Source organism: Microcoleus sp. Z1_A1 (assembly GCF_036700305.1).
Lineage (GTDB): Bacteria > Cyanobacteriota > Cyanobacteriia > Cyanobacteriales > Microcoleaceae > Microcoleus.
The window spans coordinates 19,290-41,118 of sequence record NZ_JAUBOR010000002.1; the positions used below are offsets into that span (position 1 = coordinate 19,290).

20 protein-coding genes are annotated in these 21,829 nt (G+C 44.3%); 11 read left to right on the forward strand and 9 right to left on the reverse strand.

Features of this window, described 5'->3' with window-relative positions; genetic code table 11:
* Positions 1 to 168 precede the first annotated feature (168 nt).
* Complete coding sequence (locus QT973_RS01300; RefSeq protein ID WP_333390366.1) at positions 169 to 1,647, reverse strand: bifunctional orotidine-5'-phosphate decarboxylase/orotate phosphoribosyltransferase; 1,479 nt, start codon at positions 1,645 to 1,647, stop codon at positions 169 to 171.
* A gap of 269 nt (positions 1,648 to 1,916) precedes the next feature.
* On the opposite strand from QT973_RS01300, the gene QT973_RS26970 reads away from it, so the two are divergent.
* From QT973_RS26970 to QT973_RS01320, 6 genes are all read left to right on the forward strand, one after another.
* Positions 1,917 to 1,994, forward strand: coding sequence for a pentapeptide repeat-containing protein (locus tag QT973_RS26970; RefSeq protein ID WP_333293403.1), 78 nt, complete (start codon positions 1,917 to 1,919; stop codon positions 1,992 to 1,994).
* Between the two features lie 12 nt (positions 1,995 to 2,006).
* Positions 2,007 to 2,150 carry a pentapeptide repeat-containing protein gene (locus QT973_RS26975; protein WP_445305683.1) on the forward strand — a complete coding sequence of 48 codons (144 nt, stop codon included), beginning with the start codon at positions 2,007 to 2,009 and terminating at the stop codon, positions 2,148 to 2,150.
* A gap of 47 nt (positions 2,151 to 2,197) precedes the next feature.
* Complete coding sequence (locus tag QT973_RS01305) at positions 2,198 to 2,908, forward strand: DUF547 domain-containing protein (RefSeq protein ID WP_333390369.1); 711 nt, start codon at positions 2,198 to 2,200, stop codon at positions 2,906 to 2,908.
* Positions 2,909 to 3,001: 93 nt separating this feature from the next.
* Entirely contained in the window at positions 3,002 to 3,250 is a 249-nt protein-coding gene (locus QT973_RS01310) for a hypothetical protein (protein ID WP_333390372.1), read from the forward strand.
* A 134-nt stretch (positions 3,251 to 3,384) separates the two neighbouring features.
* Positions 3,385 to 4,830: a hypothetical protein gene (locus QT973_RS01315; RefSeq protein WP_333390374.1), complete on the forward strand. Its 1,446-nt coding sequence runs from the start codon at positions 3,385 to 3,387 to the stop codon at positions 4,828 to 4,830.
* A 274-nt stretch (positions 4,831 to 5,104) separates the two neighbouring features.
* Positions 5,105 to 5,839, forward strand: coding sequence for a hypothetical protein (locus QT973_RS01320; protein ID WP_333390376.1), 735 nt, complete (start codon positions 5,105 to 5,107; stop codon positions 5,837 to 5,839).
* Positions 5,840 to 6,087: 248 nt separating this feature from the next.
* Here QT973_RS01320 and QT973_RS01325 read toward each other — a convergent pair whose 3' ends face one another.
* Positions 6,088 to 6,702 (reverse strand): Uma2 family endonuclease, encoded by a 615-nt coding sequence (locus QT973_RS01325; RefSeq protein WP_333390379.1) that lies wholly within the window; start codon positions 6,700 to 6,702, stop codon positions 6,088 to 6,090.
* Between the two features lie 191 nt (positions 6,703 to 6,893).
* Here QT973_RS01325 and QT973_RS01330 point away from each other — a divergent pair, with 191 nt between their 5' ends.
* From QT973_RS01330 to QT973_RS01340, 3 genes are all read left to right on the forward strand, one after another.
* Positions 6,894 to 8,294 (forward strand): DUF2157 domain-containing protein, encoded by a 1,401-nt coding sequence (locus QT973_RS01330; protein WP_333338474.1) that lies wholly within the window; start codon positions 6,894 to 6,896, stop codon positions 8,292 to 8,294.
* A gap of 98 nt (positions 8,295 to 8,392) precedes the next feature.
* Positions 8,393 to 9,091 (forward strand): GDYXXLXY domain-containing protein, encoded by a 699-nt coding sequence (locus QT973_RS01335; RefSeq protein ID WP_333208158.1) that lies wholly within the window; start codon positions 8,393 to 8,395, stop codon positions 9,089 to 9,091.
* Positions 9,092 to 9,327: 236 nt separating this feature from the next.
* Complete coding sequence (locus QT973_RS01340) at positions 9,328 to 10,452, forward strand: hypothetical protein (protein WP_333373267.1); 1,125 nt, start codon at positions 9,328 to 9,330, stop codon at positions 10,450 to 10,452.
* A 143-nt stretch (positions 10,453 to 10,595) separates the two neighbouring features.
* Here QT973_RS01340 and QT973_RS01345 read toward each other — a convergent pair whose 3' ends face one another.
* Positions 10,596 to 10,784 (reverse strand): hypothetical protein, encoded by a 189-nt coding sequence (locus QT973_RS01345; RefSeq protein WP_333053671.1) that lies wholly within the window; start codon positions 10,782 to 10,784, stop codon positions 10,596 to 10,598.
* Between the two features lie 421 nt (positions 10,785 to 11,205).
* Between QT973_RS01345 and hemH the strand changes: the two genes are divergently transcribed.
* Entirely contained in the window at positions 11,206 to 12,369 is a 1,164-nt protein-coding gene (hemH, locus tag QT973_RS01350; protein ID WP_333053672.1) for a ferrochelatase, read from the forward strand.
* Between the two features lie 208 nt (positions 12,370 to 12,577).
* Here hemH and QT973_RS01355 read toward each other — a convergent pair whose 3' ends face one another.
* Positions 12,578 to 13,189 (reverse strand): DUF4126 domain-containing protein, encoded by a 612-nt coding sequence (locus tag QT973_RS01355; protein WP_333053673.1) that lies wholly within the window; start codon positions 13,187 to 13,189, stop codon positions 12,578 to 12,580.
* A 420-nt stretch (positions 13,190 to 13,609) separates the two neighbouring features.
* Between QT973_RS01355 and QT973_RS01360 the strand changes: the two genes are divergently transcribed.
* Complete coding sequence (locus QT973_RS01360) at positions 13,610 to 14,896, forward strand: Glu/Leu/Phe/Val dehydrogenase (RefSeq protein WP_333053674.1); 1,287 nt, start codon at positions 13,610 to 13,612, stop codon at positions 14,894 to 14,896.
* Between the two features lie 82 nt (positions 14,897 to 14,978).
* Here the strand turns inward: QT973_RS01360 and nrdJ (QT973_RS01365) are convergent, their stop codons facing one another.
* The 5 genes from nrdJ (QT973_RS01365) to QT973_RS01385 form a co-directional block, all read right to left on the reverse strand.
* Entirely contained in the window at positions 14,979 to 16,052 is a 1,074-nt protein-coding gene (gene nrdJ / locus QT973_RS01365) for a ribonucleoside-triphosphate reductase, adenosylcobalamin-dependent (RefSeq protein ID WP_333338483.1), read from the reverse strand.
* 5 nt (positions 16,053 to 16,057) lie between these two features.
* Positions 16,058 to 17,092 (reverse strand): NUMOD3 domain-containing DNA-binding protein, encoded by a 1,035-nt coding sequence (locus QT973_RS01370; protein WP_333053676.1) that lies wholly within the window; start codon positions 17,090 to 17,092, stop codon positions 16,058 to 16,060.
* Positions 17,093 to 17,196: 104 nt separating this feature from the next.
* Positions 17,197 to 18,441, reverse strand: coding sequence for a ribonucleoside-triphosphate reductase, adenosylcobalamin-dependent (gene nrdJ / locus QT973_RS01375; protein WP_333053677.1), 1,245 nt, complete (start codon positions 18,439 to 18,441; stop codon positions 17,197 to 17,199).
* 208 nt (positions 18,442 to 18,649) lie between these two features.
* A complete protein-coding gene (locus QT973_RS01380; protein WP_333053679.1) occupies positions 18,650 to 18,937 on the reverse strand; it encodes a hypothetical protein in 288 nt (95 codons plus the stop codon).
* Positions 18,938 to 19,359: 422 nt separating this feature from the next.
* A complete protein-coding gene (locus QT973_RS01385) occupies positions 19,360 to 21,522 on the reverse strand; it encodes a DUF4394 domain-containing protein (protein ID WP_333053680.1) in 2,163 nt (720 codons plus the stop codon).
* Between the last annotated feature and the right edge of the window lie 307 nt (positions 21,523 to 21,829).

Sequence of the window (21,829 nt, forward strand, 5' to 3'; positions counted from 1 at the left end):
TTCGTTGGTGGGGGCGGGTTTATGATGATTTTTTGTGAGTTTTATAGATCCGGGCGAACCCGCCCCTACAGGAATTGATGTGAATTATTCGTTGGTGGGGGCGGGTTTATGATGATTTTTTGTGAGTTTTATAGATCCGGGCGAACCCGCCCCTACAGGAATTGGGGTTTAATGTTCCGCTGTCAAAAGATTGAATTGCTCGGTATCAATGCGATTTGCTCGATACAAAACTTCAGCTATTTCCGAAAGCGCTAACACAGAATGTGCGCGATAACCATTAGCCTGCATCTTATCTTTGACTCCCTGTTCGTGGTCGATTAATACCACGATATCTTCCACATTCAACCCAGCCGATTTTAACTTAGCCGCGCCTTCCATCACGCTTTTGCCACTAATCAAAATATCATCGACTACGACAATCGTTTCTCCTGCCTGAAAATGCCCCTCAATCAATTTGCCCGCCCCGTAAGTTTTCACCTCCTTGCGCGGGAAAATCATCGGGCGTTCCATCCGCAATGCTAAACCCGTTGCTGTGGGTAAAGAACCGTAGGGAATTCCGGCAATGCGATCGAATTTTAAATCCTTGAGAATGTCTGCATAAGCGCTGACAATTTGATGGAAAATTTGCGGAATAGAAATTATTTTCCGCAAGTCGATGTAATATGGAAATACGGCTCCCGATGCTTGTACGTGGTCGCCAAAAACTACGCAGCCGATGTCATAAAGTTGCAAGATTAAATCGCGGTGAGGTTCCGGTTGCAAAAAGCAAACATCCGGCAGCCACAATTCGCAAGTGGGACTACCTTCGATCGCCCGCACCCTCTGTTTATTAATACTATCCCGCAATTTCTCAATTTCTTGGCGCGGCTCTTTCCCCGCTAATAAACTTGGGGGGACTGGCAGCAGCAAACCGTCACCATTTGTGCTTAAACCGACTGCCAGCAGTTGTGCGAGGTCGTTTTCTTCTGTCAAGTCATTTTCTTCGGCGATGTCTCCTTCGACTAAAATTAGGCGTTCAGGAGCCTCTTTGCGGATGCGGGCTAACATATCCGGCATTACTCCTACTTCTAAACCGAGTTTTTCGGGAGTTCCCCAAGTTTGAGAGAGTCGGACTAATTGCAAGTAAAAAGGGTTGTTTTGCGTCGGATATTCTTGCAAAGCAGCCCCTGACGGGTTGGCGGTAGCACAGAGGACAAAAACAGTTTTTCCAGCGTATAACAAAAATGGCGCTACTTGGTCGAATCCGGCATAGGGACTTAAGGTAATAGCGTCAACTCGCCAGTCTTGAAATACAATTTTGGCAAACACTGTGCTGGTATTTAAATCGCAGTGTTTGGCATCTAAAATTACTGGCAGGTGAGGGGGAATAATTGTTAAAATTTCTTGCAGCAATGCCCAACCGGGAATACCGAGAGATTGGTAAAAACCGAGGGTGATTTTGCAGGCACAGATTAAATCGGCTGTTTGGTCGATCGCACTTTTTAGCTTTGACAACAAATCAGTTACATAAATTTGAGTCTCTTCCCCAGTCATGGAAACCTGCGGGGGCAAGGTTTCCGGGTCGGGGTCGAGGGCTAAATACAGCAAACTTTGATTGCTTTCAACAGCCGCTAACAGTTTATCGAAAAAGTTGGTTTGATCCGTCATAATTTGTTAGGAAGGTAAGGGAAATTAAAAAAAATGCAGCTCAAAGTGAGAGGGGTGTTGTGCCGGAAGAAACCGATCCCCGTTGAAATTGAAATTAAGAATCTTTTAAGATTGTAGAATGTAAAGAGCAGGAAATCTGTAACTTTGGGAGCAGTTTCATCTGGAATGATTTTTGGGTTGGCTACACCAGTGATTTCACCTAAGCCGCAGCAAGTCAATTAGTTGTGGTAAACTAACCAGTGTCCGGGCGGTGATTTGATCAGCATTCCCTGCGGTACGCGAGTTTAGTAAATGCGAATTTGCAAGGGGCAGATTTGAGAGCAGCAAATTTTAGACAAGCTAATTGATCCAGGGCAAATTTGAGCGGGGCTGCTTGGCTGCAAGCTAATTTACAATGCGCTAATTTTACTCAAGCTAATTTAATCCAGAGCCCGTTTGAGGGGGTTAATCAAAAAAATGCTCAGGTTGCAGGTGTTATTTGGGTTGAGGCTAGTATTAAATAGAAGCAGAAGCTAAAGCAATGCCCGCCTTACATTAGGGATAGTAATAAATGATCGGTACGATCGACTTTACGATTTGGGACGAGTTGCTGCAACGCTACGTTGACGATTTCGGCCGCGTCAATTATCGGGGCTGGAAAGCTGAGGGGGCGGATGTTTTGAGGGGGTGGCTGGAAAGTTTGGCCGATGTGGATTTGGCGGATGGTACTGATGCGGATGCGCGGCTGGCGTTGTGGCTGAATGCGTATAATGCGATCGCAATTTCTCAAGTTCTGGAAGTATATCCGATCGCGTCGATCCGTCCCAAGGTTTTGGGAATTCCCAACTGGCTGAGTTTTTTGGATTTTTTCACTCGTTCAAATACGATTGTTGGCGGCAAAAAGTACAGTCTCAATCAAATCGAACACGCAATTTTGCGGCCGGAATTTGCGGAACCGCGCATCCATTTTGCATTAGTTTGCGCTTCTGTCGGGTGCCCGCTGCTGCGCCGGGGGGCTTATTTCCCGGAGTCGGTACGGACTCAACTAGAAGCGGATGCCAGCCGTTTTATTCACAATCCTGATAAGGTGCGATATGATGCCGAGAAAAAGACGCTTTATTTGAGCAAGATTTTTAAGTGGTACGGCGAGGATTTTGTAAAGGCGGCGGGTTCGGTGGCTGATTATGTGGGCGGTTATTTGGGGCCGGAGGCGGCTGTGGGTGATGGATGGGCGATCGTTTTTTTGCCTTACGACTGGAATTTAAATCGGGTTGATGGATAAAATTTGCGCCTGTGGGTAGGTGTTTTTTTGAGGCGGTAATTTTTTTAGTCTGTCGTTACCCCTTCAAATTGCCAGATTCAACAGGGCGATCGGATGACTCCGAGGCAACGGGGCGATCGACTCTCACGGCTGCACGGCGATCGACTCTCACGGCTTCACTCGCAGCGCTGGCATAGGCACGGCTGCATTCGCACTTGCACTCGCACCGATGGCACGGCTGCACGGCTGGCACGGTGGCACGGTCGCAACAGTCGGAGCGGTGGCAGGCAGTGTCGGAGCGGTGGCAGGCAGTGTCGGTCGGAGAGGTCGGAGCGCTCTAGCTTTTTTGCGTCACAGGTGTGAGTGAAAATCTGACACTAGACCCGTCTGATAAAGTTTAGAATTGTTAAGTAAATAGTTGATGTGTATTACAGATAAATTATTATAGGTTTTTAATCGGGAAATCATAAAAGTTTTAAACAGTTATTATTAAAAATATGCCTCAAAGAATTAGTGATATATTTCAAATTTCTCCAACATTATTAAGAGAGTATAATGTTTATAATGGATTCGTTGACATCGACTCTGAGTTGTATGTAGATCCAAGGTTATTACCACACACATCTGTTAAAGAATTACAAGGTACAGATCAAACAGTTTTAAATTATTTTGATAATGTCTTAAAAAACATATTGAAATTTTTAGAATATCAAGATGATTGTGAAGAAAAAACGTTAAAAAAAGCTGAGATTATTGAAAATTTAAAATTTCCTGAAATACCCCTTACAGGATTAGGATATTCAATCAATCATAATTCAGGTAAAGGGATTGGCCCTATACTAGCAACAAACTTATCAACAACTGTTATAGATATAGTGAAAAAAGGAATAAAAGATCCTATTATTTTTGAACTAGCAGGAGTTTTTGAACAAAAGTATGGTGCTGATAGAATTAGTGACATGATATTTTGGATATTGTTATCAGATTTAGTCCAATTTTCACGTCGTATTGCTAAAGATTTAAATTTACCAACATCGAAAAAATCAACATTGATTGGTGGGGAAAATTATGATAGTTTACCTTGTTGTTCAAATCTAATTCACGCAAACCCTGGTCAAGGTTTTCTTTTAGTACCTGAAGATATATTAACTTCGCTTCCAGTTGCTCGTTCTTGGGAAGACAGAGAGCGTGTAACATATCATAATTATGAACTTAGAAATTATATAAATAAAAAGATTACTAAATACACTTATTTATCACCATCATATAAACAACTTACTAAAAATAAAACTGTTTTTAGAGATGTTGTTCTTAAACATCCTGAAATAATGAGGGATTTTATTAGCAAATATAAAGCTAAAGAGGCGAAATCATACGACTTTAAAAACGATCCTAACGATGTGTTTAAATGGCATGATACCGCTAGAAACTATGCTGAACGTTTTCCTCTGAAACTTACCGATTCGAGTGGTAAAAATTTTATTAATAACAAAGAAATTGTTGAAAAAATATGTGAACACTTTCGTGAATTAGTAAACTTAGGATTAGAGCGTGCTTTTTATAGACCTGGAAGAGAACCTAAAGAGGAAGAAAAAGGACAGCTTATTTTATTAGAATTACTTGAGCAATATTTGAATAATAGTCCTTTAAGGGTGAAATATGCACCTAAAGAAAAAGTTATAAATTTATACCATACTACTACACATCTTTCATATAGAATTATATTAAAATTTACATCTACATCAGGAATAAATAACAGCTACAATGCTGTCATTGAAAAGATTTACAGTAAATATCAAGACTTATATAATATTTTATTTCTTATAGAAGTTGATAGTGGTAAAACAATCCAGGAGATAGTGAATCAATCTAATATACAAACTATCATTAATGAAAACAAGTTTTTAAAAAGATATTATATCTATGCAACAACTAAATTTTAGTGAGAGCTATCGAAGCTTTCGGTCTAGCTTTTTTACGTTAAACATCATGCTGCTATGATCGCAGCGCTGGCACGGTCGGAGCGGTCGGAGAGGCTGGCACGGTCGGAGCGGTGGCGGTCGGAGCGGTCGGAGAGGCTGGCACGGTCTAGCGGTCGCACAGGTTGGCAGGGTCGGAGCGGTGGCGCTCTAGTAATTCACAAGTTGACGAGGTGTGGTTAGCTTTATATTTAATATGAGAAAATGTGTTGGACTACTCAACTATAAGTTAAAAACCATGAATAGTGATTTTTTTGATAAATTGTATAGGGGTTATTCAGCAGAAAACTTTATAACTGCACAACTATTTGAGTATGGTTTTGAGGCTTTTAGGTTGCCTGCCGATTTTGGAATTGATCTTGTAGCTACAAATCAGTTTAAAAAATTAAAAAGTAAAAAAAATTATGATAATTCATTTCCTTTTGGTTTTCAAGTAAAGTCTTATCGCTTGCAACAACAGCACACATTAAAAGGCCCTAATGACAGAAAAGAGTATCAATTTTTTTATTCAATAACCCGAGAAAACCTTGAAATACTTCAAGAATATCCCAATTCAGCATTGGCTTTTGTGTTTATGATACCTTTTGGATATTCAATCAAAAACATTTATGTATTCTGCATTCATTCAACTGAAATTGACAATATGATTGAAAAACAATTTTTTATTGAAGATTTTACTTCTAAAAAGCCTTCCTATAACTTAAATGTTTGTTTTAGGACTTTCCCGCATGAGAACCGTGAAAATTTAATATCTGAGATGGTTAATAAAAATTTGATTGATCAATATGGTGTGAAGTTTTTAAAAGACAAGTTACCCGAACATTTTCCTAAAAACTGGAAAGCAAAAGAAGGTTTATATTTATGTAGAAAGCATTATGGGAAAAACCCTCCAAATTCGCTTGTCAACAGAGCTATTGTAACTAATTATGATTTTTCAAAATTTCCAGATTTTCCTAAGATTTCTTATACATAATTTCTGCTATTTAAGTCAAAATTTACAATAGGATTTTCCCCGCCTAGATTTATTTAGCAAAGTAAGGTTGGTGATATTCTCACGTCACTATCTAAAAAGGGTGTGACTGTTAGCGAAACTTACAGGTTGCAATCAACCTAAATCCCTATCAGGGATTGAAACATGGCCTCAATCAGGTTGAGGGTGGAGATTTTCACTAATCCGTAGGTGGTTAGATGAATGCTAACCAATTAGCTATCGATCCGCCCTTAAACCTCTCCACTCAAAATCTGTTGAACCGTCAAACTTAGCTGTGGAAACATCGGAGATACGATCGCCTCTCCATCCCGAAATACCCCAACCTCAACATATTGCCCCTCCTCAAGCCGCAAAACCGTCACTACTTGTTCAATTGGATCGATCGCCCAATACTCTGCGATGCCCCGCGCTGCGTACTGAGCTCGTTTGCGATCGTAATCCCGATCGCTGCCTACTCTACCCGGACTCACTACCTCCACAACAAACCGAGGAGGCAGCATATCGAAAGTGATAGTTAGCCTGGTTGCTGTCAGCGGAATGTGTTCAGGTTCCAGAATTATCAAATCGGGGTAGCGGTTGGCCGCATCTCCCGATCCTCTTCGAGGGCTTCGCCAACGCAAAACGGCAACTTGAACCTCGCAATTATGCGTTTTAATCAGCCTGAGTGGCACTAGCCCGCTGCTAGCAAGATAGAAAAATAGATAATTAGCAATGAAATTATTAGGTTCATATTCTGGTGGCAAAGCTATTAACTCCCCATCAATTAACTCATAGCGTTGACCCGTATCATGTGAGTAATTAAGGTACTCGTCAAAAGTTAATTTTTTAGATTGAGCTTGTACCATAATATTACATTCCTTGATTTATTCGTTCCTTTCTGCTGGGAGTTTGTTTATGTAGAAACGGTTTCAACAGCCGAAGGATATCAATCAAATCTGCTGTGCAAGTTCAGCAGGTGTCCCAGCCTCCATCGACAATCGACGCACAAGTGACATATTAAAAACTATCACAGTTCAAATCCTCTGGAATATAAACAATGATTTCAGATAAATTTCGGCGCGAGTTGCGGGAAGAAGCCAAACTCTGGGAAGCAGAAGGACTCATCGACACTTCATTCTACCAACAACTTTCGGAACGCTACCAATTCAACACACTCGAAACCGCCTCCCGCAACCGTTTCCTCAGCATTCTGATGAGTCTCGGCGGCATTCTCCTCGGTATAGGAGTCATCACCTTTGTAGCGGCAAACTGGCAAGTTTGGTCGCGGGAAGTGAGAGTTGCGCTGCTGCTAAGTCTTTTCGTAGCAGTCAATGCAGCGGGTTTCTATCTGTGGCGAATTCCCCCATCCCGAAGCCAAAACTCCAATTTCAATTTGCCCGCAACAAAAGGGCGAAACAAACTCCTAGGTGAAGGATTGTTGCTGTTAGGATCTCTGATTTTAGGAGCAAATATGGCTTTGATGGCGCAAATGTTCCATATTGGCGGTTCTTCATACGGACTTTTCCTTGCTTGGGGAATCGGCGTGCTCGGAATGGCTTACAGTTTGCGGTTGACTTCTTTGGGCGTTTTGTCCGCACTTTTAATCGGTTGGGGCTATTGGTTTGCCGTGTTAGATTGGTCTTCCAAAGTCGAGTTTTCTTGGCTGGAAGTTTTGGTGCGGCAAATGCCGATCGCAGCCAGTATAATGTTTGTGCCGCTGGCTTATTGGTGTCGATCGCGTGCTATTTTTGCCATAGGTGCGATCGCGATAATTTTCTCCCTACAAGTTTCTATAGTCCAAGGGTTAAATCAAACCTGGGGTACAGCAATTTTTTGTGCCCTACCACCCGCTTTGCTGTGGGGATACGACGATGCAATCTGGCCGAAGGTACGCAGCAAGCTGTTTCAACCTACCGCCCGCAGTTTAGCACTGCTGTTTCTCGCCAGTTTGTTTTATTTTCTTTCTTTCCACTGGTTGTGGCAAGATTCGCCGAATCCTGCCTCAACTCAGCCAGATTGGGTTTTGCTGGCAAATGTGGCTGTTTTGGGCGGTTTCACGGTGTTTGAGTGGCTGCGCTTGGGACGTTTGGAACTGCGGCGACCAAGACAAAAAGCAGTGGATTTGACTACAAGTGCGATCGGCATTTTAATCCTCGCCAGCGCCTTAATACCGCTTATTCACCTCAATTTTACTCCCCTTCCTCAATTAGCAACTTTTCTGTTCAATGTTTTATCATTTTTGCTCGCTGTCGGCTTAATCCGAGAAGGTTTAGCATTAGGAAACCGCCGGACTTTTTGGGGAGGCATGGTATTAATTACCCTGCAAATTATCAGCAGAGTATTTGAATATAACACAGGATTGTTGCTCAAATCATTTGTCTTTGTTTTGTGTGGAATAGGCGTAATTGCTGCTGGTTTGTGGTTCGAGCGCCACTTCGCAAAAATCCCCGATGAATAGAAATTATTCATCTCTCTCTTCTCTAACTCAGCGCCCTCTGCGTTCTCTGTGGTTTAATCATTCCGAAACAACCGTAAACAATATAACCCATACATAACATGAACACAAACAACATTGACTTATTAGTTGAAAATCCAGATACAACAAATCTGTTTCAGCTTCCCCCGGAAGCAAAACGCCTTCCTGCGTGGCGAATGTGGGTTCCTTTGCTGCTGCAAATCGGACTAATTGCCGCCGTACCCGCGACCGCAGTTTACACTTTTATTACTGGCAAAACAGTTGTCCTGCAAACAGCACCAGTAGACCCTTACGACTTTTTGCGCGGATATTACCAAGTTTTGAGATATGATATTTCCGATCTCACAAATCTCCAAAAACTCCCCGACTGGAAAGATTTACCTACCGAAAAAAAACCTTGTCCGCCCGGAATTGTTTGTCCAAAAAATACGCACAATCTCAAACCACAAACCAGTTTTTATGTAATCTTAGAAGCGCCAAAAGCCGCGACTAATCCCGGCCGCCCCCAAGCTTGGAAACCCGTCCGCGTCAGTCTGGAAAATCCCGTTAATTTGCCCGCCAACCAAATCGCAATTAAGGGCAAATATAACGGTTGGCAGATGGAATACGGCTTAGAAACTTATTATATGCCAGAGGATGAAAGGGAAAAAGTCAATCAGGAGATTAGCGAAGCTCAAAGGAAGCAGCGACAATCATTTTTGGTAGAAGTAAAGGTTGACAAAACAGGCCATGCTGTGCCTGTGAGTTTGTGGGTGCGCGATCGCAATTATCGATTTTAGCCAATTTAGCCAAAAGGTCGATCGGTCTTTTGCCCTTGTTTTGAGTATTTGGGCTTAGGGAGGGGGCCGAGGTTGGGCGATTCCCTACCGCAACGGGCCCGCAGGCGCAATGGGGTAGCTTCGCTCGCGCGGACATTTCAATTGCCGACAACCCAGAAGAATCTATTAAGATATATAAGACTTGCAAAAATCTTGCCAGTTCAAGGGCGCAAGTCATGACTCTACTGGAGCTTCTCATGTTAGCCGAGCTAATCTCTGCCAGACGAATACTCAAGACCAAACTCCTCGACTTCTTAGGACTTCCCGAAAATTGCCAAGACCAAACAGATCATCTCGTCAACCGAATTGTATCCCTGCTGGAAGCAAATCCCGCCGAACAAGAAAGATTTTGGGAGACATTCAAAAGTGAATTAGCGGTCGATCCGGTAGAATTAGAAAAAATACTCAAGTGTTCGCCAGCAGAACGCCAGCAGTGGATTGAACAAGACAAACTTCCTATTTTAGAATACCGCTCTTTCCGCAAATCAGGAATCCATCTAGAATATCCCGTTCACGACCGAAGATTCATCTTAAGTCTAACGCCAACCGATATTAATAATTGGCGCAAAGAGCCCAAAGGGCTGATTAAAAATAATCGCGAAATACCCACCCCAATCAATACAGAAAAGCCTGAAGAAAACGAACAATCACGAGTAGCTTTTAGTTCCGAGTGGGAAAAAATCATTGCCGACTGGAAAGAACAAGGTTCGGCGGAAATTTCAGCAACCTTCCAGCTAGCTTACTGGACAGTTTGGGCGTCGCGCTGGGCCAAAGAAAATCAGCTCAACAGCTTTAAAGCAATTAATAAATATAAGGAAGTCTACGAGACTCACCAGCAGGAATGGTATCAGCGAAAAAATCAAGCAGTCAAGTTACTGATTGAAATGCCCTACGCCATGCTTTACTTCTACCGTCCGGCGGATTCTGACAAATTATATCTCGAACTGTGCGACGACCACCAGGAAATGATGAAAGATGGCTACTATTGGGATAAGTGGGACTTTTTCTATCAGAACCGCAAATTGGTAAATAAGTGTCGCGAATGCGTGTACTCCGACATCAAAGATTATTACTCGCTTTACTATCTCGAAATCAAAAGCGACAAGTTTCCCGATTTTAGTTTTTCTTTCCACACGCCGTACCCAATCGGCAGAAAATTTTTGCCGCATCCAGAAACGCTGCCTTATGTAGACCACGTAGAACAGGACGGCATTTTTCGCTTTGGCCGCCCGCTGCTGGAACAAGAGAAAGCTATTCACACAGAAAAGGATGTATTGCTCAAGTTTGAGGCGGCTTTGGCAGAAGCGAAAAAGTTTGTTTAGTCATTAGTCATTAGTCATTAGTCATTAGTCATTAGTTGACAAGTATAGTAAGATGCGCGCGCCGACCTCAGAAACCGGGTTTCTCCCGATATTTATCGTCACTCAACCCAAAATTCGTAGAAACCCGGTTTCTTCCCCGCGCGCTAATGACAACTGTCAACTGTCAACTGACAACTGTCAACTGACTTTTGAACTTGGATTACTTGAATGCTGCCGTCAGCATAAAGTTTTGGTTGTGGAGTTCCTTCGGAATTGTACGATCGCCATCCCACCTCTGCCAACAAACTCCCCAAGTCAGTTTCAGTCTCAAACAACCACAAAAATACAGCCAACCCTGACCTAAATACCGGATTTGTATGCAGAGGAAAATCTACCCAAATGAATAGACCACCGGACTTGACCGCGCGGTATACTTCCTGAAAGATTGTCGCAATTGCGCCAGTTGCATTTCGTGCATCGCAACGCTGCTGTGTACTCCTGTCAAACTGACAGTCGGCAAAAGCTTCTAAATAATAATTGGCTGATGGTACATTTTTCCTTGGCCGTTGTGACCCAAACGAGCATTGCCGCCTACGCTCAAAGCAGCCAGAGGTGCGATCGCAATCCTAGAGACACTGATACCGATAACTTAAATCTCTAAAAATTGTTGCTATAGTCAAAATTATGTATACCTTGCTATCGACTTAAGATATTATTAAGTTATATCATAAAGATAAGTAACAGAACTGAGACGATGGGAGAGCTGTAACCGCTATGGGTCGTGTGGGAGTATTGCTATTAAACTTGGGCGGGCCAGATCAAATCGAGGATGTCCGTCCTTTCCTGTTCAACTTGTTTGCTGACCCGGAAATCATTCGCATTCCGTTTCCGTGGATGCAAAAACCGCTCGCCTGGTTGATTTCGACCCTGCGCTTTCAAAAATCCCAGGAAAACTACCGCCAAATCGGTGGCGGCTCTCCTTTGCGGCGAATTACCGAGGAACAAGCCGCTTCCCTGCAAGAACTCTTGCAAGAAAAGGGACAAGATGCTCGAGTATACGTGGGGATGCGCTACTGGCATCCTTTTACCGAAGAGGCACTCGCCAAAATTAAGCGCGATCGCATCGAACATTTGACAATCTTGCCGCTGTATCCTCAATTTTCCATCAGCACCAGCGGTTCTAGCTTCCGGCAGCTAGAAGAAATGTGGGGCAAAGATCCGGCCCTCAAGGATATAGAATATACCGCTATTCCTTCTTGGTATCAGCGGCCTGGTTACATTCAGGCAATGTCGGAATTGATAGCCCAACAACTAGACCACAATCCGAATCCCGATCGAGTTCACATCTTTTTCAGCGCCCACGGCGTCCCCCTCAGCTACGTAGAAGAGGCTGGAGACCCCTATCAGCGCGAGATTGAAGATTGCACTCGTCTGATTATGGAACATTTGGATCGATCGAACGAACACACTCTAGCTTATCAAAGTCGGGTTGGCCCGGTGGAATGGCTCAAGCCTTACACCGAAGACGCCATTACCGAATTGGCAGAAAATGGAGTCCAAGATTTGTTGGTAGTTCCGATTAGTTTCGTTTCCGAACACATCGAGACTCTTCAAGAAATTGACATGGAGTATCGAGAATTAGCAGAAGAATCGGGGATTAAAAATTTCTACCGAGTGCCCGCACTGAATACTCATCCGGTGTTTATTGAAGCCTTGGCTGATTTAGTCATCGAGTCGATCGAATCTCCCAGCGTTAAATTCTCCGATGTTATACGCCCTTCCAAAAAAGTGAAAATGTACCCTCAAGAGCAGTGGGAGTGGGGCTTGACCACGGGGGCGGAAGTCTGGAACGGTCGTGTGGCGATGATTGGTTTTGTGGCACTATTGCTAGAGTTAATTACGGGTCAGGGCCCGCTACACTCGATCGGATTGCTTTAAATTGACAGTTGACAGTTGACAGTTGACTGTTGACTGTTCACTGTTGTTAAAAAGGACTAATGATATAAAATCCGTTGGTATCGGAATTATTCATCTCTCTCTTCTCTTCCTCTGCGCCCTCTGCGCCCTCTGCGGTTAAATCATTCCGAAACAACCGTAAACGATATGACTAATCACCAATAACTAATCACCAATAACTAATCACTAATTAATCAGGATCGCGCTTGCGGCGGCGGGGATTTCCCCTGTCGCCCGGTATTCCCTGACTTTTATACCATCGATACCACTCTTTTGAACTGCGAATTGCCAGCCACAGCAGCATCATCGCCACTAACCCTCCCTGCCGCGGTGCGTCAAAGGCAAACAAAACCAAGGAAATGCACAGAACATCTTGGAGGAAAATCACCCAAATCGGCAAACCCCGCAGCCGATAAAACCATCCTGCTTGTACCAGTTGCAGCACTAAAGCCAACAAACCTCCGACAATACCAATTATCCACAGCATCCAAGGGTGAGCAATAATTTCCTCGATCGAACTTACTTGAGCGATCGCAATTCCCATAATTGCTCCTACAATAGGGCTGAAAATAATTTGCACAATTTGCAGTACCCGCTGTCCTACAAAGGTTTTAGAAGCAAATAACTCTAACAGCGACCAACTCACTAAAATTGCTATCACCACCTGGGGGTGAAGCCCAGACAATAGAGGTATTTCCGACCAAAGTTTGTCAATCCGCAACAAACCAATTAACAGCAGGGGCATGGCAATTCTCATACCCCCTGCCGCAGACGCAGAGAGTGCGGCTAGGAGTCCAAGCATAATAATAATAATTCAGTTTCTAACGTCAGCTAAAGCCTCGATATATTTCAGAATTTAATTCCCCTGATGGCTGGCACTGATTTGAGCGATCGAACTCAAATTGTGGCTTGAGCTTAAATATCACCCTCTATTGTAAGTGTATCTGCTTAATAGCTGCTTGGCACTGCTCGAAAAGTCGATCAACACAAGGCAGTTTGTAAACAGTTAACCATTGACAGTTGACAGAATTCAACCTGGATTGTGATTAAATTAAAATGTATAGGAAAACCAGTAGATCAGCAGAGACACTTAAAATTAAGATGTCAGCTATTCTTGCTTCTTCCCTCTGACTTCAAAATCTGACGGACACTAAATAATTAATCCGTGTATCCGTGTATCCGTGTCAAAATCCGTGTCGTGCTTTCCTTCTTCCTTCCAATTATGTCTGAATCATTATTTGCCGATGCCAGCCGCCGATTAGAACGAGCCTTAAAATATGTGTCCCTTTCCGAGGATACGATCGAAAGGCTGAAACACCCCAAATCCAGTTTAGTGGTATCGATTCCCGTGCGGATGGACGACGGTTCCCTGCGAATTTTCCAAGGTTATCGAGTGCGCTACGACAATACCAGAGGCCCGTCTAAAGGAGGAGTGCGCTATCATCCGGGAGTAACCCTTGATGAAGTGCAATCCTTAGCATTTTGGATGACGTTTAAATGTGCAGTTTTGAACTTGCCATTTGGAGGAGCAAAGGGCGGAATTACTCTCAATCCCAAGGAATTGTCCAAACTGGAATTGGAACGTTTGAGCCGGGGCTATGTCGATGCGATCGCAGATTTCATCGGCCCCGATGTCGATATTCCCGCGCCGGATGTCTACACCAATCCCATGATTATGGGTTGGATGATGGATCAGTACAATATTATTAAGCGGCAGCTTTCTCCAGCGGTGGTGACTGGAAAACCAGTGACAATCGGCGGCAGTTTGGGCAGAGATACAGCCACAGCAATGGGTGCTTTTTTTGTAGTACAAACTATTCTACCCAAATTTGAGCTAAATCCTCAAGATACGACTGTAGCAGTACAAGGTTTTGGTAATGCCGGTGCAGAAATAGCAGAACTGCTCTGGAAAGCCGGTTACAAAGTTGTTGCTGTCAGCGATTCCCAAGGGGGAATTTATGCTAAACAAGGGCTGGACATCCCCAGTATTCGAGGTTTTAAAGATTCTAACAAAGGTATCAAAGCTCTTTACTGCGAAGGTTCGGTTTGCAATATTATCGAACACGAAATCTTGACAAATGAGCAACTTTTAGCATTAGCTGTAGACGTGCTGGTTCCAGCCGCTTTGGAGAATCAAATAACAGAAGCCAATGTTAATGATATTAAGGCTAAGTTTATTTTTGAAGTAGCTAACGGGCCGATTGATTCTGCTGCTGATTTAATTTTAGAATCGAGGGGAATTCAGGTAATTCCTGATATTTTAGTCAATGCCGGAGGCGTAACGGTTAGTTATTTTGAGTGGGTGCAAAACCGCAGCGGACTTTATTGGACGCTGGAGGAAGTCAACCAGCGGTTGAAGCATAAAATGGTCGAAGAAACTGAGGCAATTTGGAAAAAATCTCAGGAATTGTCAGTTTCCATGAGAACTGCTGCTTACGTGTACGGGTTAAATCGACTCGGAGAAGCGATGAATGCGAAGGGAACGCGGGATTATTATGTGAAGGGTTGAGAAATAAAATCCCCGACTTCTTCTGGTTATTTTCGTGAAATATCGAAGTAATTTCAGAAGTCGGGGATTTGGCTATTGGCTATTACATAGCCTTAGTCTCTGGCATCAAACACTTATCGGAATCGCAGCCCGCCGGCCCTGAATCCATCATTTCACCCAAGTCATAGCGACTCAGTGCCGCATGAAAAACATCTATTTGGCGGCGCGCTAAACTCTCTTCCACCATCTTGGTGTAAGTTTCCTTGTTTATCGGTTCAAAGGGCAAACGCGGGAAAGTTTCAAGTGCATCAAACCGAGCCAAAAGCGCTGCGGAAATGTAGCCTTCATCATCGCGAATCGCTTCATAAATCCGAGTGCCCAAACTTTCCACTTCATTTTCGCGCAGTTCAATCGTGGCCGAAGTGTTATGTCTGACATAGAACTTTTGCACCTGCATATAAAAGTCCATTTGTGCCGCCGCTGAGAACTTGTTAATATCAATTTCATCAGCACCGGGCAAGTCAGCCCAACTTACCGCCACAGGTATTTCTACCAGCCATTCTGTACAGCGTTCATCGAAGGGATTGTTCAGCAAATTGCCGTTTTCATCTTTGTCAGATTGAGACGGAATCACGTTGTATCCGTAGTCGATGCAAGCGAGGGCTACGGGGTCGTTTTTGCCGAAAGTGATCCGGCGAATGAAACGCTGGGCTTTCGGCGGATGCCAGCCGGGGGAAGCACCTGTCAGCAGAGATTTAGTACCCGATGGTTGAACCGTTGTGCAGCGATTTGGGCGTTTTAAGGAATGGCGATCGCAATAATCCCATACTACCCGATCGACAATCTCGCGCCAACCACTCAAATACTCTTCTTCCCGCTGTTTAAAAGCGATTCCTTGGGGAGTTTGCGGGCGACCTTCCACCCACCAGCGCAGCCACTCAACGCCAAAAGCGTGAACGAAGAAATCGAACAATCCCGTGAAAGAGACGCCGACAATCGGGTCGAGTTCGCGGCTGTATTGATAGCGGGGTTCAAGAAATTTGTGATTGAGAAGTACCGCGACAGATAGAGCCGCAGCCCTGAAAGCTTCTTCCTGTTCTTTGAAGTTGTAAGGGTCAAGTTGATTGAGGTGAACCTCCGCCAAATTACAGTGAAAGTTAGAACCGATAATTTCCATTTTTGTTATCCTAAAGGCTTTTTATCCTCTAGTTCTACTGCTTTATTTTTCGCAGTAGCTCCGCGTACCTTTTGCGCGTATTCCCTCAAATAATAGAGGAGTTCCTTTCTGCTACATGGTTTACCTGTAACAATCTGACATATTGTTCGGATATCCAGAATGTTATTTTCTTTTTGTATTGAGTCCTGTAAAGCTTGAAAAAGCTCTTTTAGGTTATTCAACTTTACAGATAAGAGTGTCTCATAATTATCCAAGGCAAAAGCATGAGCTAATGTTTGAATATCAGAATTAGTTGTTGAAGTTTTTCCATGCTGTGCCTGAACAGAGCAATTTTTGGAGCAAAAACGACGCTTCGATACTTTGTGTTGTATAACTTCAAAACTGTTCTGACAAAATTCGCAAGTAAGAATAAATCTAGGTACTAATGCACCTGTTTTCTTGCCCTTGCGTGACTCATGGTATGCTTTTCGCTTGGCACTATTGACAAACTTTTCCTTGAAACTAGGATCTGCAAATCTTGCCTTCGCCTTAGCTTTGATTTTGGCTTTGGTGGTTTCAGATTGAGTAACGCCATACATAGGGTTTCTCTTTCCGAAATTATCCATGCCTCTTACCTTAGCATGAGATTTCCATTCCTGTTTCAAATGCTCAAATACAAAAGGAGTATCCTTAATGAGTTGTCTTAGATCTTTTTCTTGAAAAATAGTAACTTTTACATTGTACTCAGACTCAAATCGCTGAATTTTTGGCAAGTCGCTTTGATAATTAAAAACGCCTTTAATTTCGACATACTCACCATTTTCTAGAAGGAAGTCTGGTTTGTACCGAACTTCATTCGAGAGTAGATAGGTTTTATCTTCGTATGTCCAGCCAATTTCCATGTAGTCCAGGTATTTCGCGTAAATGTACTCAAGACTTGACCTTAAACAATGCTCACCGTAGAAACCTGAGTAGCCATAAAAGGTGCTTGTCATACGCGCCCCCACACTCTTGGAGAGATTATATTCTAGATTGCTTTTTTCATTGTAATCTAGCTTCACTCTCTACGCTGTACGGTGTCAAAAGCTTTTTAGTTCTTCTGATTACCACGGGATTAGCATTTCAGCTTTCCCCGTATTTGCGAGGTTTTTAACGTGAGGCAAAATTACTTACCACACGGGTTTAAGCCCAAACGAACTGACCGGTGTTCTAATTCTTCCGCAGTCATGTCAGGATAGCGTTCCTGGAACCACTGTTTAGCTTTTCCTTCGTCGTAAGCTTTCAAAAACTCAAGTTTAAGACTCGGTGTTGAAAGTAAATCAACGTTAGCTCTAGCTACAGCTTCACCAGCCCATTGAATTGCACCTTCACCAGAATAATACTGTTGGCGAACGGCATCAATACACTCTTCCCGCGTCGGTTTATGATGAAAAACGCGAGAGTGATTTGCCATTCTCAAAGCATCTCGATCGGGGTCGATTTTCCAGTTGCCATTTTCATCTTGCTGCCACAAATTATTTTTAGCATTTGCGCCCAGTTCATCACTCGAATCAAATTGACGAATCCCCGCGCTGCGCCTAATGTTGCCGGCGACGATCGTGACCGCCGCTTCATCAATCAACACGCAGCATTCAACTGAATTTAACTGCCGCCCTAAAGCTTTATTCAAAATTGCCGCGCAGCGCTGATAAAGGTCGGGCAATTTCACCGGATTTGCTACTCCGCCAAAACCTTTTAAAGGTTCTCCCACCGGGCGAACATCGCTCAAATCGATGAAAACTTGAACTTCTCCTGCAAATCTTTCATCTGTGGATAATTCCAGCAAACTTTGATAGGATTGTACCCAACCTTGGCGAGAATCTCCGACATAAATAGTTGCGGTTTTTTCTGCTATTTTTACTTCTGTTTCTTGACGGCGCGACTGGGCGGGTGTAGAGCCGATTTCGCCTTGCATGGTTAGGGTTAAACGGTTGCGAATCGGCGGCAGTTGGTTGATATATTGTGGTTCCAAGACTGCGCCGGTGCCGCAGCCCATCATTGCCAAATCCATTAACAAACCAAAGGAACGCCAGTCGAGAATATTTGTTGAGGAGCAATTATATGCGCCGGAAAAATTCTCTGGTTGCTCGATCCATTTGCTGCCACCTACCCACAGCCAGCGGCCTGAAGCGAGGGTTTTGAGCTGGTTTTGCATTCGGTGCAGCAGTTGTGTTTCTTCGGGGGTGAGGTTTCCCAGCTTTTGCAGCCCCTTGACTGTTCGATCGCACACTTCGGCCCAAGTCTCCCTTCCCGTCTCGGTACGGCGGCTGTAAGTCCTAAAAAATACGGGATTGGCGGCGGGTGCTGTTTCGGGGAAATCGGACAGGTTGCGTTTCTCGTTGGCACTCGATCGCTCTAATTCTCTAACCATAGGTTGTGTACTGACGTGTCGGAATAAATCAACAGACTACGAATATACAACAGGATTCAGATTTAGGGTAAAAGGTTAATATATTTGACAATTTGCACTAGATATGGGGCACAGAACTGTACAAACTCGATCGGGCGATCGGCTCAAAACTTGACAAAAAAACCCGATTTCTTCCAGAAACCGGGTGAAGCGCAAATCTTGTCAATTGTCAATTATTTGTCAATAAAAACTCAATATTCGGTAACAGCGGGTCTTGAACAACCCCCACGCCGTTAAAGCCCCAACGTTCGAGTAGCTTTTTTACCTGAGAACCGGAAATCGATTCTACTCCGAATCGATCGGCAACATCAGCAGCGTGGGCATTGAGATAGCTCAAAGCGTCATAGTCTTCGCGAAACATCAGCAGGTAACTCACTGCCGCATCTGGATTGGGATTCGCGGACAGATATTTGCCGTCACTGCGGGAACGTAGCAAGTAAAAAACTTGAGATAACATTTTATGTTGTGTCCGATCGATTAGTGTTGCTATGGGCGGGGGCGGGTTGATGAATTTGTTGGTTTTGAGGGAGAGAATACTGGTGAACCCGCCCCTACAAGATATGGCATTATATTATAATGGATCGACCCGACTTGATATTATTATCAAATTAACGATGAATTTATTTGATAGCGGATTGCGTGCGTGTGAGGTACATTCTCGATACCTTCCAACTTTCCTGAAGAAAAAAGGCTGTTCCATTCTCCCGAAACCCGCCAGGGAATGAATTCCCTGGCTAATAGCAAAAGTCGGTTAAAAACCGACTCAAATTCTAATTTTTAGTTGCTAATTTTTAGTCCTCTTTAGAGGACTTTCGCTATGAGACAGGGGTTTCAACCCCTGTCGGACTGTTGGACTGCGGGACTGTCGGACTGCACCATTTAAATCAAAGTTAGTGCTAAGCCTTTAATCCCTTGCCCGTCACCAATTTGACCGACAATCGAAGCTTGACCAGTCGTCAAATTGATATTGTATAGACTGGAAACTCCGCCAACATCGATCGCAGCCAAAGCCGTCTCGTTACCGTCAACACTCCTGATATCAAAGCCGAGAACAGTACCAGCATCAATTCCCAAAGATCCGATCGTATTCAACACCCCATTATTCGGCGGATCTTGCCGCACCAAAATGTCTAAATTGGTGTCAATTGCAAACAGTGTCGTCGAAGCTGCCCCTGCAAAGTTATTCACATACGCAGCAGCCGCCGCCGCGCCGGGATTGCCAAAATTGCGATCGCCCGCAGCATAAGCCAAATTCCCGTCGAGTTGAACTCCCCCCGTCAGCGTGTCAACATCGACAATTGCCCCCGTATCCGGGTTGAGGCGGGCGTTTTGACCGGCTTGATTGACAAAGCGAATTCGATCGACTGTCGGATTGAAATCAAAACCCGCAGCCCCCGGAGTTAGGGGAACAGCAAACTGCCCGCTACCGACGGCACTGGCTTGCCCAGTAACTGGATTAATCGCGTACAAGCGATTGCTAGAACCCACACCGTATAGCACACCGTTAGCGGGGCGAAAATCAATTCCCAGCAAACTTTCTCCGGGCTGCAACCCTGTAACTGACACGTCACTGAGAATCGCCCGCGGTGCCGCTTCGTTAAAACCGACAATTGTTTCAGCGCCATTTCTGACAGTTAAGGCGTAAGCTGTAGGCAAAGGCAAAGCCAAACCGTTAATCTGTCTTCCGTCGGCAATTTGACCGACAAAGGAAGCTTGACCGCTGCTTAAATTGATATTGTACAAGCCGGAAATGCCACCGACTTCCAGCGCCGCCACAGCCACCTCGCGGCCGCCAATACTCCTGATATCAAAGCCGAGAACGCTATTCGCATCAACTCCCAAAGATCCGATCGTATTCAACCCTCCATTATTCGGCGGATCTTGTCGCACCAAAACATCCAAATCGCTGTCAATTACAAACAGGGTTGTCGAAGTTCCCCCGGCAAAGTTATTCACATACGCAGCCCCTGCTGCCGCCGGATTTGACCCAAAATTGCGATCGCCCGCAACATAAGCCAAATTCCCGTCGAGTTGAATTCCCCCCGCCACCGTGTCAAAATCCACAAGTGCCCCGTTATCCGGGTTGAGGCGGGCGTTTTGATCGCCTTCATTGACAAAGCGAATTCGATCGACTGTCGGATTGAAATCAAAACCTGCAGCCCCCGGAGTTAAAGGAACAGCAAACTGCCCGTTACCGACTGGACTTGCTTCCCCAGTCATCGGATTGATAGTATACAAGCGATTGCTAGAACCCACACCGTAAAGCACACCATTAGCCGGCCGATAATCAATTCCCAGCAAACTTTCTCCCGCTGGCAATCCAGTTACGGGCAAATCTGTGAGGACACTTCCGGGATTGGAAAGACTAAAACCGACAATCCGATTAGCAGGAGTTAAAGCATAAGCCGTTGTCCGCGCTGGAGGCGGGGGATTGGGAACAACGCTGCTAATATTATTAGTGAAACTTGCCTGGTTAATCGCACTTTGTCTCACTCCTTGGAGAGTAGCGAGAAATTCTCCTGTTACCCGGTCTTGAATAACAGTATTGTTTCCAGCTTCCAAAATATTTAAGTCGCTAAAACTGAGACCTTCCCCCAAACCGATTAAATCTGTACCGGGTGTAAAATCGGCGATCAGGTCAGCAGTTGCCAAACTAACACCGCCACTGGTACGGAAAGGGTCAGCCTCAGCGTAGCGCCTCAAAACAAATAGGTCTGCCCCGTCTCCGCCTATCAGGATATCAGTATCTCGATCGCCCGACAAAACATCATTGCCGGAGTTGCCCGATATGGAATCGCTGCCTTTTCCGCCCACTAAAAAATCGTTACCTTCGCCGCCGTTAATAATGTCGTTATCTAAATCTCCAAAAAGCGAATCTTGACCAGAATTGCCATCAATTAAATCGCTTTGCTTACCTCCAAAAATACTGTCATTACCAGAGTTTCCGGCAATGGTGTCAGTGCCCATCAAACCAAAAATCAGGTCATCTTCTGGAGTTCCTGCTAGCAAGTCTGCTTGGGCGGTGCCTCTAATTTCTGCCATGCTCTAATCACCCTCTAAATTTGATACTTCTGTTGCCTAACGGCGGTGGTATTCTCAGTCAAAATATCACAAATTCGCACTTTTAGGATAGTTTTTATGATTTTCGGCTGTAGGGGGGGGCTTGCCATACAAGTATTACAGGCAGCTAAAATGATATATAAACCCGCCCCCGGATTCAAATAAACCCAGTCCTAAAGACAGATCGCTTAGCCGTATTTTATAGTTGGGTGTGTAGCTGGCGGGGGAGCGCGGCTCAACTCCAAACAGGCAAGCTGAAATTTTTAGCGGTGCGAACCTATGAAATTTT